This window comes from Thiohalophilus sp. (assembly GCF_034522235.1).
In the GTDB taxonomy this organism is placed as follows: Bacteria; Pseudomonadota; Gammaproteobacteria; order UBA6429; family Thiohalophilaceae; genus Thiohalophilus.
In genome coordinates, this window is the sequence record NZ_JAXHLN010000003.1 from 83,202 (window position 1) to 98,102 (window position 14,901).

The window sequence follows — 14,901 nt, forward strand, 5'->3', positions numbered from 1 at the left end:
TGTTTGTTCAACAAACCATCAGGTTGGCGTACTCCACCATCAGCCACTTGCTGCCTTCGGACTCGAAGTTAACCTGCACCCGGGCGTGGCGGCCCTCACCTTCGTAGTTGAGCACCACCCCTTCACCGAAGGTGTCGTGACAAACCCGTTGCCCGAGTGCAAAGCCCGATTCATTGAGCGAGAACCCGCCCTGTCCCGATGACAGGCTGGCGGCGGGCGTGACTACGCCGGTGAGACGTTGCTCCTCGATCAGCTCGGGCGGGATCTCCTTGAGAAAGCGCGACGGCCTGGCGAAGTGCTCCTCGCCGTAGAGCCGGCGCTTTTCGGCGTAGCTCAGAGTCAGCTGTTCCATGGCACGGGTCATCCCCACATAGCAGAGGCGCCGCTCCTCTTCGAGCCGGCCGGGATTTTCCGCCGACAGCCGGTGAGGAAACAGGCCCTCTTCCATCCCGCACATGAATACCTGCTTGAACTCCAGCCCCTTGGCCGAGTGCAGGGTCATCAACTGTACGCAGTCATCCCACTCGTCGGCCTGGCGTTCGCCCGCCTCGAGCGCGGCGTGGGACAAAAAGGCCGACAGGGGATCCGGTTCGGGTTCGTCGTCCTCGATCTGCTCCGGCTCAAAGGCGCGCCCGGCACTGACCAGCTCCTCGAGGTTTTCGATGCGCGCCTGGCCGCGCTCGCCCTTCTCTTTTTCATAATGGGCGATCAGGCCACTGGCCTGTATCACCTGTTCGATCTGCTCGTGCAGTTCCAGTTCGCGGATATCATTTCCCAGTTTTTCGATTAACTGGACAAAGTTCTGCAACGCACCCAGTGCGCGGGCGGCCAGCTGCTTGTGCTCGATCACGTGCTGCATGGCCTGCCACATGGAGCTGCCGCTGTGACGGGCCTCGTCGCGCACGGCAGCGACGGTACGGTTGCCGATACCGCGGGTCGGCACATTGATAATGCGCTCCAGCGAGGCATCATCCTCGTGGTTGACCGCCAGACGCAAATAGGCCAGCGCGTCCTTGATCTCCTGGCGCTCGAAAAAGCGCAGCCCGCCATAGACCCGATAGGGAATGCGCGCCTGGAACAATACCTCTTCCAGCACCCGGGACTGGGCATTGGAGCGATACAATAACGCGCATTCACTGCGCGCCCCGCCCTGCTCGATCCAGTCCTGGATCTGCTCGATCACATAGCGCGCCTCTTCCTGCTCGTTGAACGCGCCGTACAGCCGGATGAGATCGCCTTCCTGGCCGGCGGTCCACAGATGCTTGCCCAGGCGATCCGTGTTATTGGCGATCAGGGCGTTGGCACCGTTGAGAATGGTCGAGGTGGAACGGTAATTCTGCTCCAGGCGAAACGTGCTGGTATTGGTAAAATCCTGGGCAAACTGATGAATATTCTCCACCCGGGCGCCACGCCAGCCATAAATCGACTGATCGTCGTCGCCGACGGCGAAGACCTGGCCGCTCTGTCCGGCCAGCAGGCGCACGAAGGCATACTGGATGGTATTGGTGTCCTGAAACTCGTCCACCAGAATGTGGCGAAAACGCTGCTGATAATGACCCAGAATGTCGGGATGTTTGAGCCACAGCTCATGGGCCCGCAGCAGCAGCTCGGCAAAATCGACCAGCCCGGCACGCTGACAGGCGGCCTCGTAATTTTCATAAATGGCGATCATGTGTCGCTGGCGGGGATCACCATGATGTTCGAGATGTTGCGGACGCAGCCCCTCGTCCTTGCGCGCATTGATAAACCATTGTGCCTCGCGCGGCGACCAGTGCTCCTCGTCCAGTCCCATCTCCCGCACCACCCGCTTTACGGCGCGGAACTGATCCTCGCTGTCCATGATCTGGAAGGTTTGCGGCAGATCGACATCCTTCCAGTGCGCGCGCAACAAACGATGGGCGATGCCATGAAAGGTGCCGACCCACAGACCGGCCGCCGGGATCCCGAGCAGTTGCTCGATCCGGCTGCGCATCTCGCCGGCCGCCTTGTTGGTAAAGGTAACCGCCAGAATGCCGTAAGGCGAAACATTTTCGGCCTGCAACAACCAGGCGATACGATGCACCAGTACCCGGGTCTTGCCGCTGCCGGCGCCGGCCAACACCCGTACATTACCGGCCGGCGCACACACCGCCTGGCGCTGGGCATCGTTGAGGGAATCGAGAATCCGGGAGATATCCATGTGCCAAGTTTACCAAATTGGCTTCGGCTACGGGGCCTCCGCCCCGGCAAAGTTTCCTTCTTTCCGCCTTTTCAACCATACTTGACTGATTGTTACTGACCAATAACCCCACTCATACCGGCCCATGTTCCAGCAACCCGGATAGCCATGCGCAACAAACCGACCGACATTCAGCGCCGCCTCGAGCAGCTGCACAACAATTACGCCCGTCAGCTACCGGCGAAGATCGAGGCGATCCAGTGTAGTTGGCAAGGGCTGGCGGACAACATGACAGCCGACGGTCTGGAGCAACTGATGCGTCAATGCCACACCCTGGCCGGCACCGGGACCAGCTACGGATTTGCCCGGGTGACCGAACATTGCCGGGCAATCGAACAGCTGCTGCGGGTCGTGATCGAGCAGAAGCGAACGCCGGATACGACGCTGTCGCAACAGATCAATCACCATTTGACGCAACTGAAAGAAGTGGCCGGGCAGGCCGCCGATAAAGCCAGGGGCTAGGGGCTGCTATCCAGTACATTGGGCAGTTGTTTGGTGAGGCTTTGCTTCTCCTTGACTTTGTCTTCAGTCAGGACGAAGCCCCGCAACGTCTCTTCCGCATCCATAAAGAGCGCGCGCAACCCCGCTTCATCCTGCTCGATCTGCCATTGACCGACCGCATCCGGCGCGGGCGGGCAGACCACCAGCGGGAAATCGGGCGTCTTGACCACCACCGGCATGGGGGGATACACCAGTTCGGTCGATTCACCGGCCAGTGTCCTGGCCAGCGCCCGTGCTGCATTCATGATCGGCATGACATAGGGCAACCACAACCCCGCCACTTCGGCACAATCGCCCAGGGCATAGATATCCGCCGCGCTGGTGGCAAGATGCCGATCCACTTCAATTCCCCGGTTCACTTCAAGCCCGGCCGCCCTGGCAAGATCCAGATTGGGGGCCAGCCCGACCGCCGATAACACAAAGTCGGCTTGCAACGGTTCACCATCGGATAACTGCAAAGCGAATGCGCCATTCTGTGTATCGATACGTTCCACCGTGCGCTGCAAATACCAGTGGAAACCCTTCTCTTCCAATACCTGCTGCATGCGCCGACCGGCCTCTTCCGGCAGCAGGGTGCTGAGCGGATACGCATCCGGCCCGATAACCTGCACCTCATGACCGCTACGCAACAGATCGTTGGCAAATTCACAACCGACCAGTCCCGGCCCCATAATCGCCACGCGCCGCTGTCCTTCAAGTCGTTCCCGAAACTCACGATAGGCAACAAGATCATTCACACTGATGACCTGATCGGCAGCATCACCCTGCAACGGTAACTGCCGTGGCCTGGCTCCCAGTGCCAGGACCAGCTGGCGATAACCTATCTCGGTACCATTACAATGCAGGCTGTGATCGGCAGGCTGAAGTTCCGTAACATCAGTTTCGGTCCAGATCTCCGCAGCCAGCTCCTCGCGCATTTTCTCAACCGGCTTCATCACCAGTTGCTCGGCGGTTTTGTTACCGGCCAGGGCATTGGACAACATGGGTTTGGAATAGAATACCCCGTCATCACGGGTGATCATCAACAGCGTTGCCTCCTTGTCGAGCTTGCGAAACTCACGGGCCAGGGTATAGGCCCCCAGGCCGCTGCCAACGATTACCACATCATAATTCGAATGCGTCATTATCAAATTCAACCTTTTACGAAGCGGGAGCCCATTTGTCCATTTAACAGGCTTGAGGTATAACCGTCAGCATGATGACAAGCTCCCGAACTTTCTACAATAGCCTGATCGGCCTGCTGATGCTGATCGCGGGCTGGCCGGGTATTTCACCCGTTCATGCACAACAGTCCGCGACGGTAAGCAGTGAAGATGGTACTGAAATCACATACCGTCGCCACGGTGGTGAGGGCGAGGTGTTGTTTATCTGGTTCCCCTCCGAGGACGGCCTGCAAGAAGCCGAACGCCGCGCGGCCCGCCGTCTGGCGGACTCGGGACACGAAAACTGGCTGGTGGATCTGTTTGAATCACGTTTTTTGCCGACCACCGCAAGCAGTCTGGACAAGATCCCGGCAAGCGACGTGGTCGCACTGATTGAAGCGGCAGACCCGGGGCAAAAGCGGGTTTTTCTCATCAGCAGCGGCCGCGGTGCCCTGCCCGTGTTGCGCGGCCTGCACGCCTGGCAGTTGCAGAATCCGGACAACGATCACACGCCCGGGGTGATCCTGATCAGTCCCCAGTTCTATCATGAAACGCCGGATCCGGGTGAGGCGGCACAACTGCGCCCCATTGTCCGGCAGAGCAATGCTTCGATCTTTATTTTGCAGCCGGCCAAATCCCCCTGGCGCTGGAAACTTGGGCAAACGGTCCCCGCACTGGAGGAGAGCGGTAGTGATGTCTTTTTCCGCCTGCTGCCGGCGGCGCGAGATCGTTTCTATTACCGTCCCGATGCCACGGAGCGTGAACAACAATGGGAAACCGGGCTGGTTCACCTGGTTCGTCAGGCCGCCCTGGCCCTGCATCACTGGCCCGCGATCAGCCGGCGCGTCAACCCGCTGGAGGAAGAACTCAAGCCTCTTTCCTCCAGCAAGAAGGAACGCGAGCTCAAGGCCTATGCCGGCGATCCGCAACCGCCCTCCCTGCGACTTTCCGGGCTGGATGATCGCGAGTACACCCTGGAGGATTACCGTGGCGACGTGGTGCTGGTCAACTTCTGGGCCAGCTGGTGCCCGCCCTGCGTGCATGAAATGCCCTCCATGGAACGACTGCAAAACCGCCTGCAGGACCGGCCGTTTACGATTCTGGCCGTGAACATGGCCGAGGACAAACCGACCATCCGCGACTTTCTCGACAACAAAGTCAACGTCACCTTCCCGATCCTGCTGGATCGCGACGGCAAGGCACTGAAACAATGGGAGGTCTTCGCCTTTCCGACCAGTTACGTCATCGACAAACAGGGCAGTATCCGTTACGCCCTGTTCGGCAGCGTCGACTGGGAACGGCCGGATATCCTCGACAAAATCGAAAAGCTGATTAATGAATAAGAAAAACACCCAACGCAGAGGGTCGCTCCCGGCCTCCTGCCTCCCGCGACACTTGTACATCCCTGTACATCGCGCAACAAAGACGCAGAGGACCGCAGAGTTTTAATTTTTTGCAGGGTGGCTCAAATCGCGTAGGTCACGCTGGCGATAGCCTGCGTGACACCTCTCGAATGAGGTGTCAGGTATCGCACTCGCGCAACCAGACCTGCGATACTGTGAACATAATCTGATTGTCTGCCGGATTGAAACACTACTTGAGGAATAAAAAGGGCAGGTCAGTGGCTTTCGGCCAGCAATTGTTCCAGATCGTGACGAATTGCCTCTGTTGAATCACTATCGCGGATCAACAGGCGCGCCTGTCCCTGGTGATCGAACACATAAACCGCGCTGCTGTGTGAAACGGTGTAATCACCGTCAGCATCAGGTTTGTCGTAACCATAGGTTACACGATAACGTTTGGTCAGCTCCTGCAGGGCCTGCTGACCCCCACGCAGGCCAACAACCTGTTGGCCAAAGGCCTGTACATACTGTCCCAGCTCGTCAAGACTATCACGCCGCGGATCCACGCTGACAAACAGTATTCTGATCTCACTTGCTCGCTTGCCTAACTGCGAAACCGTACTCTGCAGTCGACTCAGGGTCATCGGACAGACATCCGGACAATGCATATAGCCGAAATACATTAACAGGATCTTACCGCGATAATCCTGCGCATCAACCATGCTTTTACTGTTTGCGGAGCGCAGGGTAAAAGCCAGCGGTGGCATAAGGCCAGTAATGTCCTTTGTTTGCCACTTTTCATCACTGTCAGTGCAGCCATGCAGAAATAGCACGATCATCAGTAACACGACAAGATACCCAAATCCGGGTATTGTTACTTTACGGTCTCGATGCATAGTCATGCTCATACCTGCTTGCTTTCGCCACCGGAAACATTTTTCTGCTCAGCTTGCGCGCTTTGCCTCATCCACAGGCGAATAACCAGTAGAATGCCGATCACGCTCATCATCGCAGCGGGAATCCAGGTGGTCAGTCCGCCGATGGTCTGATCCGTCAGCGGGCTAATCGGCCAGGCCCGCCCGCAAACACTGTAGACGTCATACAGCACCTTTTCACTCAGCGCGATATAGGCGCCGATGATGATCTGCAAAACCATCACCACCCACAACATCACAATCCGGCTTGAATAGTGCAGGGTTATCCGCCCCTGCGGGGCGCGTGGATCCACGATCAGCCACCAGAACAGCAGACCATCGATCAGCATACTCCAGTTCATGACCTTGTAGCGTGTTTCGCTGAGCATTGCCTCGAAATGGACTTCCGGGATCAACCATAAATAGATCAGGCCTACAAACAACGCTGGCGCCAAGACCGGGTTCTGCAGGAATCGATAGATCCCGCGTACAGGCCGGCTATACCAGATCGGCAACAGCATCTGCTGGCGCCATTTTTGCGGGATGCCCCGGCCGAGAACCTTATGGGGTGTGGCCAGCACAATCAGAAACGGTCCGATATGATGCAGGACCAGATGCTGCAGGCGATGCACCCAGAACATGTGCTGGGACAGGTAATCCACGTAAGTCTGCATCACCCCGTAAATCAGTAATAACCCGAGGCAAAAACTCAGTGTGGGCCAGAAACCGGTGCGCAGCTTATCGCGCCGTCGCTGTTTTATCCCCCGCCAGTACAGAACTGCCGCAGCCAGGGTGCTGACCAGCACGGTGGGAGAAAACTCCCAGGGTTTGATCAAAGTGACAAGTGACGGCATACCTGTTCAGTGGCTACGGATGCGGCCTATGTTACTGGCCGAGCCAGTCGTGGGGTTGTAGATAATGTTCGTACAACTCGGCTTCGGGCGTGCCCGGTTCGGGTGACCAGTTATAGCGCCATTGGGTCAGCGGCGGCAGGGACATTAGAATCGACTCGGTGCGCCCGCCAGTCTGCAGGCCAAACAGGGTACCGCGATCGTAGACCAGGTTGAACTCCACGTAACGTCCGCGTCGATACAGCTGGAAATCCCGCTCCCGTTCGCCGTACTCATGATCCTTGCGTTTGGCGACGATGGGCCGGTAGGCGGGAATATAATGATCGCCGACGCTTTGCATGAAGGCGAAGCTCTTGTCAAAGTCCCATTCGTTCAGGTCATCGAAAAACAGTCCGCCGACCCCGCGGGTCTCGTCACGGTGCTTGAGATAAAAATAGTCGTCACACCATTTTTTATAGCGCGTATAGACCTTTTCACCGAAGGGGTCGCAGGCCTGCTTCGAAACGGTATGCCAGTGAATGACATCCTCATGGAACGGATAGTACGGCGTCAGATCAAACCCGCCGCCAAACCACCAGACCGGATCGGCGCCCTCTTTTTCGGCGATAAAAAAGCGTACATTGGCGTGCGAGGTCGGTACATAGGGGTTACGTGGATGGATCACCAGCGACACGCCCATGGCCTGGAAGCTCCGCCCGGCCAGTTCGGGACGGTGCGCCGTGGCCGAAGCCGGCAATCCGGGACCGTATACGTGTGAGAAGTTAATCCCCGCCTTTTCGAATACCCGGCCTTCTTCCAGTACACGCGATCGTCCCCCGCCACCTTCCTCGCGCTCCCAGCTGTCCTCCACAAACCCGTTACCGCCGTCTTCTTCAGTCAGGGCGTTGCAGATTTCGTCCTGCAGGTTTAACAGATAGGCTTTGACCGCTTCGGGATTGACTTCACTCATCGACTTTACACCGTATTAATATAATTTTTACCGCAGAGGGCGCTGAGTACAAGATTAATAAAACCTGAGACCATCCGTTCGTAGGGTGGCTCAAGCGAAAGCGGAGCCACCTTACCTTGCAGATGATTTTGCCGGATCCGCTATCGCTTGATCCGGCCTACAGGTTTTCTTAAATAATATTTCTCTGCGACCTTTGCGTCTCTGCAGTAAGATTTTCTTATCCGCGGATCAGCTCTCCAGTGAGCGCATCGCGGATTTCCGTCGGGCTGCTGTGCGGGCCGACTTCACCCTCGAGCACAAAATCTACCCGGGCGTCGAACTGTTCACGCACTTGTGCGACCGTGCGCGCCGGCGGCTGGCCGCCGAGGTTCGCGCTGGTCGAGACCAGCGGTTTACCGAAGGCCTGGCACAGTTCCCGCGCCTGCGGATGGGCGGTGACGCGCACCGCCAGTGTGGCAAAGTCGCCGCGCAACCACTCGCTGGTTTGCGCTTTGGCCGGCCACAACCAGGTAAACGGTCCCGGCCAGCTGGCCAGAACCCGATGCCGCGCCTCTTCCGGTAATTCGTCCAGATAGGGCTCTAGCTGCCCGACCTCACTGGCGATCAGGATCAACCCCTTGTTCTTTTCACGTTGTTTTAACGTCAGGATCTTTTCGATCGCCGGGCTGTTATCCGGATCGCAGCCGAGGCCATAGACCGCCTCGGTGGGATAGGCAATCACCCCGCCATTGCGCAACACTTCCACGGCTTGGTCTATCGACGAGGACATGGCTGTTACCCTTCATTATTCAAGGTCGCATCGCGGCGCAGCCGCTCCTACACCGGCCGATGGCACAACAAATCAGATCACCATCGATTGACGATTCACGACTTCCGATTTCCCACTGCCGAAAGTCGCATCGCGGCGCAGCCGCTCCTGCACCGGCCGATGGCACAACAAATCAGATCGACAACGATTAACAATTAACGACTGTTGACTGCCAACTGCCATCTGCCAACTTTTATTATTTATTCCTGCTCAGTCTCTTCTTCGGTTTCCACCGGCTCGCTGTAATTGCAATCCTTTTGCGGACAGACCTTTTCGGTACCGCGCCGCTTGGTGGTCTTGAGGGTCAGCATCGGCCAGTTGCACTGGGGACAGGCTTCGTTCAGCGGCTGGTTCCAGACGGCGTACTTGCAGTCGGGATAGCGCTCACAGGAGAAAAAGATTTTGCCGTTACGTGATTTGCGCTTGAGCATGTTGCCCTGCTTGCATTCGGGACACTGTACGCCGGTGTTTTCCGGCTTCTCCAGCGGCTCGATATAGCGGCAGTCGGGGTAACCGCTGCAGCCGATGAATTTGCCGTAACGCCCGTGGCGGATAATCAGATCCGAACCGCAATCTGGACACTTGCGGCCCTCGATCACTTCCGGCTCGGCGTTAGCGTCCTCGTTGACGTTGCGGGTGTAATCACACTCGGGATAGTTATTGCAGCCGATAAAGCGCCCGCGCCGGCCCAGACGAATCGCCAGGCTGCCGCCACATTTGGGACACTTCTCGTCGATCTGCTCGTGAGTCACATCCTTGCGATCCACGCTCTTGTCCTTGTCCTCGACCAGTTCGTGGAAGGGCTTCCAGAAGGCCTTCATCATCGGAATCCAGTCCTTCTCGCCGCGAGAGATGGCATCCAGATCGTCTTCCATATGCGCGGTGAACTCATAGTCCACGTACTGGGGAAAATGTTCGGTCAGGAACTTGTTGACGATACGCCCCACATCGGTCGGAATGAAGCGCTTCTTGTCCATCTCCACATATTCGCGCTGCTGCAAGGTGGAGATGATGGAAGCATAAGTGGAGGGGCGGCCGATGCCGTACTCCTCCAGCGCCTTGACCAGGCTGGCTTCCGAATAGCGCGGCGGCGGCTCGGTGAAGTGCTGCTCCGGCAGGATCTTGAGCAGCTTGACCACATCGCCTTCTTTCATCGGCGGCAGAATGCGGTCCTTGTCGTCCTTATCTTTCTTGCTGTCGTCCTCACTTTCCAGATACAGCGCCATGAAACCGGGCTTGACCACGGTCGAGCCGTTGGCGCGAAACAGGTTGTCCGGGCTACCGGCAGCCAGATCCACGGCCACGGTATCCATGGTGGCGTGGATCATCTGGCAGGCGACGGTGCGTTTCCAGATCAACTCATACAGGCGGAACTGATCCTTGCTCAGATTCTTTTTAATCTGTGCCGGTTCGTACAGCACCGATGTCGGGCGAATTGCCTCGTGCGCTTCCTGGGCATTTTTGGATTTGGTCTTGAACTGGCGCGGTTCTTTCGGCAGGTTGTCGGCGCCGTACTTGTCCTGAATAAACTGGCGGATCTCGGTCAACGCTTCATCAGCGAGGTTCACCGAGTCGGTACGCATGTAAGTAATCAAACCGACGGTTTCGCCGCCAAGATCGATCCCTTCATACAGCTGCTGGGCGACACTCATAGTCTTGCGCGCGGTAAAGCCGAGTTTGCGTGAAGCTTCCTGCTGCACGGTCGAGGTGGTAAACGGCGCGGCCGGGTTACGCTTGCGCTGTTTCTTTTCGACCTTGTGGACCGTGAGTTTGCCATTGGCCGCACTACTCAGGGTCTGTTCGGCCTCTTTGGCCTTTTTCTCGTTATTAATCGTGAACTGGCTGACTTTCTTGCTTTTGAGATAGGTCAGCTTGGCGGCAAACACCTGCTTGTCCTGCTCCACCTCGGCATCCATGCTCCAGTACTCCTTGGGCTTGAAATTTTCAATCTCGATTTCCCGCTCGACGATCAGGCGCAGGGCCGGACTCTGTACCCGTCCTGCGGACAGGCCACGACGGATTTTTTTCCATAACAGGGGAGAGAGATTGAAGCCCACCAGATAGTCCAGCGCGCGACGCGCCAGCTGGGCATGGATCAGATCATCGGACAGTTCACGCGGATGCTCTACCGCATCATTCACCGCACGCTTGGTGATTTCGTTGAACGCCACGCGGCCGACGTGTTTATCCTTGAGTGCGTCCCGGTCTTTGAGGATCTCATACAGATGCCAGGAGATCGCTTCACCCTCACGATCCGGGTCAGTGGCAAGATACAGGTTGTCGGCTTTTTTCAGCGATTTGACAATCGCATCGACATGCTTTTCATTCTTTTCGATCAGCTGATACTTCATGGCAAAGTCATGTTCGGGATCGACCGCGCCCTCCTTGGGCAACAGGTCGCGCACATGACCATAGGAAGCCAGGACCTCATAATCCTTGCCAAGATATTTTTTGATCGTTTTGGCCTTGGCGGGCGACTCAACGATAACCAGACTTTTTGCCATAAGGTTAAGTTACTCTTATAAAAGCAAATGCCCGCGTTTAGCGGGCACTATGTTTAAATCTGCTTGTTTTGCCAACTCAATGCAGAATACCGGGCATTTCGTCGAACACCAGATCTTCCATCCAGGCAAATGCCGCTTCCCTGCCCGGTTGATTAAACAGTACCATCAAGACGACCCATTTGAGCTGTTCCAGGTCAATTTCATCTTCGCCCAGCGCCATGACCCGGTCGATAACCATTTCACGGGTATAATGATCCAGTACGCCGGTCTGCTCCAGAAACAGCAAAAAGCCGCGGGCTTCAATATCCAGTTTTTCGCACTCTTCGGCGGTGTAGATGCGAATCGATCCGGTGGTTTTACCACTGTAGATCGACGGGTCATCCTGCATCGCCACCAGACCTTCCAGCCATTCAAAGGCGCGGGTGATTTCGACTTGACGGAAACCCGCTTCCTGGAGTTCCACGCGCAGTGTTTCCTCGTCCGTATCGAATTCTATTTCATCATTCATATAGTTTTCAAACAGATACATCAATACGTCGAGTACACTCTCTTTCATTTTCTTACCCCTCTAACAGGTCTGGCAATAATGACCACCGGTGGTGGCGGCAACAAAGCCTTGCAATTCCAGTACCAAGAGCATGGAACAAACGGCATCGGCCGTCAATCCACTGCGTTCTACTACCGTATCTACGGATGTCGGCTCGTGACCAATACACTCCAGCACTTTTTGATACTCGGCGTCGAGTTCATTCTTCGGATCCACCACGATCTGTTCGCCAGACGGGGCATCCGCTGTGACTTGATAGTCCACCAGTTCGCCCAGCTCTTCGAGCACATCCTGCGCCGTTTCGACCAGCTTGGCACCCTGACGCAGTAACTGGTGGCAGCCTCTGGCCTGGGGGTTATGAATCGAGCCGGGCACGGCAAATACCTCGCGACCCTGCTCCAGCGCCAGCCGGGCGGTAATCAATGACCCGCTCTGCCGCGCGGCTTCCACCACCAGCACCCCCACCGCCAGGCCGCTGATAATGCGATTGCGGCGCGGGAAATTCCCCGCCAGCGGCGGCGTGCCGGGCGCGAATTCCGACACCAGCGCGCCACGCTGGACAATTTCGTGGGCCAGCTCACGATGGCGGGCCGGGTAGACCCGATCCAGGCCGGTGCCAACCACCGCCACACTGTAGCCGCCACCGGTCAGGGCACCCTGGTGGCTGGCGGCATCAATACCCAGCGCCAGGCCACTGGTGATGGTCAATCCCATGCCACCCAGGTGGCGGGCAAACTCCTGCGCCGTCTCGCGACCGGCCGGAGTCGGGTTGCGGGTACCGACCATGGCCAGTTGCGGCAGCCCGAGACAGTCAGGATCGCCGTACACGTATAACAGTGGCGGGGGATCGGCAATCGCCCGCAAACGGGCCGGATAGCGGGGATCCGTCAGGGTCAGGATATGCGCCCCGGGCTGCGCGGCCCAGGCCAGATCGGCCTCGATCGCGGCCTCGTCCGGGGTCTGCAACGCTGCCACCGTCTCCTCCCGCAGGCCGGCCGCACTCAACGCCGCCGATCCGGCGCCAAGAACCTTCGCCGGGCTGCCAAAACGCTCTATCAGGGAGTAAAAGGTCGCGGGACCGATATGCGGGGCCCGGTGAAGCGCCAGCCAGGGGCGCAATGATTCCTGTCGTTCAGCCATAAGTGTATCCCGACCAACTCCGTTTGGTCCCCCGAAAGCGGCCATCAAGGCCGTTTCGGTTGCATCAGGGGGATTGTATCACCCGACGGGAATTTGAACAGCCCCGCCGTTCACGCCCTCTCAGGGATTGGTGACTTTGTCATTGACGTGCAAGGAGCGGTAGGCCTCCATGACCAGTCCGTAGCTGACTTTCTCGTAGGTACGGAACACCATCAGGATCCCGGCCCGCTCGTCGGGCAAATCCACATGGAAGCCGAGCCAGCTGTCGGGATCGCGGGCGGTGTCCCCGTCCTGATAGATCGCCAGGACATGGCCCGGTTCCAGCCCATCGCGAGTGCCCTTGCTCAGAATCACCACATTATATTGGCCAATCTGGGAAAGGCCGTTGTGCACGGCAATGATATGGCCGTTCATTTCGTCCTCGGGTGGCCGGGGGAAGAAATTAAAATCGAGCGCGTGATCCTCAATCGGCAACAGACGATCGCCGTTGAGCACCTCCTGCGTGGCATTCACGATATTCAGGGTGGTGATATCATCGGCACCGGTTTTACCGCGAACCACGCGCGCCTCCGCCAGCCGCAGGACCTCGTAACCGAGCGTTTCGCCCGTTTCCGGATCCTTGTAGACCCGTCCCGGACGGACCACCTCATAGCGGCCGATCTGCTCATCCTGGATATCCCGGGCATAGATCCTGTTATCGGTCGCGCTGATCAGATGGCCTTCATAGCTGGAAACGATATAGGGGGCATCATCCAGCTCATCCCTGTCGATCACCCGCGGACGCTGCAAGAAGGGCGCGATGATCGAACGGGGGATGGTCGGAATGGCCTTTTCGATCGGCTCGTAGCGCTTGCGCGGTGACAGTTTGATAGTCTCGATGCCCCGCGGCGCTTCGGGAACCACCCCTGCGCTACCTTCCAGCGTCAGATAGGGTTTGCCGTCAGCATCACGATAAAGCACGATCACATCACCGGGATAGATCAGGTGCGGATTGCGAATCTCGGGGTTGATATGCCAGACCTGTGGCCATAACCAGGAATCATTGAGAAAGCGGCCGGCGATATCCCACAGGGTATCCCCTTTTTTGACCACGTAGCGCTCCGGATAATCCGGTTTAAACACCGGCTTTTCGGGTTCGGCACCGGCACCGGGCTCTTCCAGCGTATACGGGGTCGATTCAGGCGCCGGAGCGGACTCGGGCTCCGGCGGCGTCGAGCCACAGGCCGCCAGGCCCGCGCCGAGCAAAACAATCGACAGGAAACGTGTCAAAATCAGGCCAGTCGGTTTATTATCTACCATGAAGGTTCCCCTGTCAGAGGCCGCTTGTTATTCGAGTTTAATCGACCTGGCACCGGGAACAAGCCCGAATCTGACAGGTCTGCAGTCAGTAGTATCACAGTACTATCATAATGTTAGCAGCTTTTTCTACACTCGTACTAGAGAAACGTCACGAAATTATATGGCAATGTTGAATATTTTGAATTATCCCGATGACCGGCTGCGCATCAAGGCGAAGCCGGTGGAGCAGTTCGCCGCCCGCCTGCACCGGCAGATCGACGACATGTTCGAGACCATGTACGCCGCGCCGGGCATCGGTCTGGCGGCGACCCAGGTGGATTTCCACCAGCGTCTGATTGTCATCGACGTTTCCGAGGACAAGAGCCAGCCGCTGGTATTGATCAACCCGGAGATCCTTGAAAAAGACGGTATCCAGCAGATCGACGAAGGCTGTCTCTCCGTGCCGGGCGTGTATGAGCCCGTGGAGCGGGCCGAGCATATCCGTCTCAAGATGCAGGACCGCGACGGCAACCCCGTGGAGATGGAAGCCGAAGGCCTGCTGGCGGTCTGCATCCAGCACGAAATGGACCATCTGGAGGGCAAACTGTTCGTTGACTACCTCTCCGATCTCAAGCGCCAGCGCATCCGCAAAAAGCTGCAAAAACAGCAACGCCAGGCCGGATAAATCCGACAGGTGCCAGGTACT

13 protein-coding genes are annotated in these 14,901 nt (G+C 57.6%); 3 read left to right on the forward strand and 10 right to left on the reverse strand.

What is annotated here, in order from left to right; genetic code table 11:
* Window positions 1–7: 7 nt before the first annotated feature.
* A complete protein-coding gene (gene uvrD, locus U5J94_RS03220) occupies window positions 8–2,179 on the reverse strand; it encodes a DNA helicase II (RefSeq protein ID WP_322564195.1) in 2,172 nt (723 codons plus the stop codon).
* A gap of 147 nt (window positions 2,180–2,326) precedes the next feature.
* Here uvrD and U5J94_RS03225 point away from each other — a divergent pair, with 147 nt between their 5' ends.
* Window positions 2,327–2,680 carry an Hpt domain-containing protein gene (locus U5J94_RS03225; protein ID WP_322564196.1) on the forward strand — a complete coding sequence of 118 codons (354 nt, stop codon included), beginning with the start codon at window positions 2,327–2,329 and terminating at the stop codon, window positions 2,678–2,680.
* Here U5J94_RS03225 and U5J94_RS03230 read toward each other — a convergent pair.
* The gene (locus U5J94_RS03230) at window positions 2,677–3,843 is read right to left on the reverse strand and encodes an FAD-dependent oxidoreductase (RefSeq protein WP_322564197.1); all 1,167 of its coding nucleotides are present in this window, start codon (window positions 3,841–3,843) and stop codon (window positions 2,677–2,679) included. The genes U5J94_RS03225 and U5J94_RS03230 overlap by 4 nt on opposite strands.
* Before the next feature lie 71 nt (window positions 3,844–3,914).
* Here U5J94_RS03230 and U5J94_RS03235 point away from each other — a divergent pair, with 71 nt between their 5' ends.
* Entirely contained in the window at window positions 3,915–5,204 is a 1,290-nt protein-coding gene (locus U5J94_RS03235; RefSeq protein WP_322564198.1) for a TlpA disulfide reductase family protein, read from the forward strand.
* Between the two features lie 275 nt (window positions 5,205–5,479).
* Here the strand turns inward: U5J94_RS03235 and U5J94_RS03240 are convergent, their stop codons facing one another.
* The 8 genes from U5J94_RS03240 to U5J94_RS03275 form a co-directional block, all read right to left on the reverse strand.
* Window positions 5,480–5,971 (reverse strand): SCO family protein, encoded by a 492-nt coding sequence (locus U5J94_RS03240; protein ID WP_322564199.1) that lies wholly within the window; start codon window positions 5,969–5,971, stop codon window positions 5,480–5,482.
* Between the two features lie 137 nt (window positions 5,972–6,108).
* Window positions 6,109–6,972, reverse strand: a complete 864-nt coding sequence (locus tag U5J94_RS03245; RefSeq protein WP_322564200.1) for a cytochrome c oxidase assembly protein — start codon at window positions 6,970–6,972, stop codon at window positions 6,109–6,111.
* Between the two features lie 31 nt (window positions 6,973–7,003).
* On the reverse strand, window positions 7,004–7,918 hold the full coding sequence (gene hemF, locus U5J94_RS03250) for an oxygen-dependent coproporphyrinogen oxidase (protein WP_322564201.1): 915 nt from the start codon (window positions 7,916–7,918) through the stop codon (window positions 7,004–7,006).
* A gap of 217 nt (window positions 7,919–8,135) precedes the next feature.
* A complete protein-coding gene (locus tag U5J94_RS03255) occupies window positions 8,136–8,687 on the reverse strand; it encodes an L-threonylcarbamoyladenylate synthase (RefSeq protein ID WP_322564202.1) in 552 nt (183 codons plus the stop codon).
* A gap of 239 nt (window positions 8,688–8,926) precedes the next feature.
* The gene (gene topA, locus U5J94_RS03260) at window positions 8,927–11,230 is read right to left on the reverse strand and encodes a type I DNA topoisomerase (protein WP_322564203.1); all 2,304 of its coding nucleotides are present in this window, start codon (window positions 11,228–11,230) and stop codon (window positions 8,927–8,929) included.
* 76 nt (window positions 11,231–11,306) lie between these two features.
* Window positions 11,307–11,786 (reverse strand): DUF494 family protein, encoded by a 480-nt coding sequence (locus tag U5J94_RS03265; protein ID WP_322564204.1) that lies wholly within the window; start codon window positions 11,784–11,786, stop codon window positions 11,307–11,309.
* Between the two features lie 12 nt (window positions 11,787–11,798).
* Window positions 11,799–12,917, reverse strand: coding sequence for a DNA-processing protein DprA (gene dprA / locus U5J94_RS03270; protein ID WP_322564205.1), 1,119 nt, complete (start codon window positions 12,915–12,917; stop codon window positions 11,799–11,801).
* 120 nt (window positions 12,918–13,037) lie between these two features.
* Entirely contained in the window at window positions 13,038–14,216 is a 1,179-nt protein-coding gene (locus U5J94_RS03275) for a LysM peptidoglycan-binding domain-containing protein (protein ID WP_322564206.1), read from the reverse strand.
* Between the two features lie 160 nt (window positions 14,217–14,376).
* Between U5J94_RS03275 and def the strand changes: the two genes are divergently transcribed.
* On the forward strand, window positions 14,377–14,880 hold the full coding sequence (def, locus tag U5J94_RS03280) for a peptide deformylase (protein ID WP_322564207.1): 504 nt from the start codon (window positions 14,377–14,379) through the stop codon (window positions 14,878–14,880).
* The last annotated feature ends 21 nt before the right edge of the window (window positions 14,881–14,901 follow it).

Bases quoted from the DNA above. Each gene is read 5' to 3' on its own strand.
- U5J94_RS03225 (WP_322564196.1), top strand. From the start codon at position 2,327: ATGCGCAACAAACCGACCGACATTCAGCGCCGCCTCGAGCAGCTGCAC.
- U5J94_RS03230 (WP_322564197.1), bottom strand. From the start codon at position 3,843: ATGACGCATTCGAATTATGATGTGGTAATCGTTGGCAGCGGCCTGGGG.
- topA (WP_322564203.1), bottom strand. From the start codon at position 11,230: ATGGCAAAAAGTCTGGTTATCGTTGAGTCGCCCGCCAAGGCCAAAACG.
- dprA (WP_322564205.1), bottom strand. From the start codon at position 12,917: ATGGCTGAACGACAGGAATCATTGCGCCCCTGGCTGGCGCTTCACCGG.
- def (WP_322564207.1), top strand. From the start codon at position 14,377: ATGGCAATGTTGAATATTTTGAATTATCCCGATGACCGGCTGCGCATC.
- U5J94_RS03235 (WP_322564198.1), top strand. From the start codon at position 3,915: ATGATGACAAGCTCCCGAACTTTCTACAATAGCCTGATCGGCCTGCTG.
- hemF (WP_322564201.1), bottom strand. From the start codon at position 7,918: ATGAGTGAAGTCAATCCCGAAGCGGTCAAAGCCTATCTGTTAAACCTG.
- U5J94_RS03255 (WP_322564202.1), bottom strand. From the start codon at position 8,687: ATGTCCTCGTCGATAGACCAAGCCGTGGAAGTGTTGCGCAATGGCGGG.
- U5J94_RS03275 (WP_322564206.1), bottom strand. From the start codon at position 14,216: ATGGTAGATAATAAACCGACTGGCCTGATTTTGACACGTTTCCTGTCG.
- U5J94_RS03245 (WP_322564200.1), bottom strand. From the start codon at position 6,972: ATGCCGTCACTTGTCACTTTGATCAAACCCTGGGAGTTTTCTCCCACC.
- uvrD (WP_322564195.1), bottom strand. From the start codon at position 2,179: ATGGATATCTCCCGGATTCTCGATTCCCTCAACGATGCCCAGCGCCAG.
- U5J94_RS03265 (WP_322564204.1), bottom strand. From the start codon at position 11,786: ATGAAAGAGAGTGTACTCGACGTATTGATGTATCTGTTTGAAAACTAT.
- U5J94_RS03240 (WP_322564199.1), bottom strand. From the start codon at position 5,971: ATGCCACCGCTGGCTTTTACCCTGCGCTCCGCAAACAGTAAAAGCATG.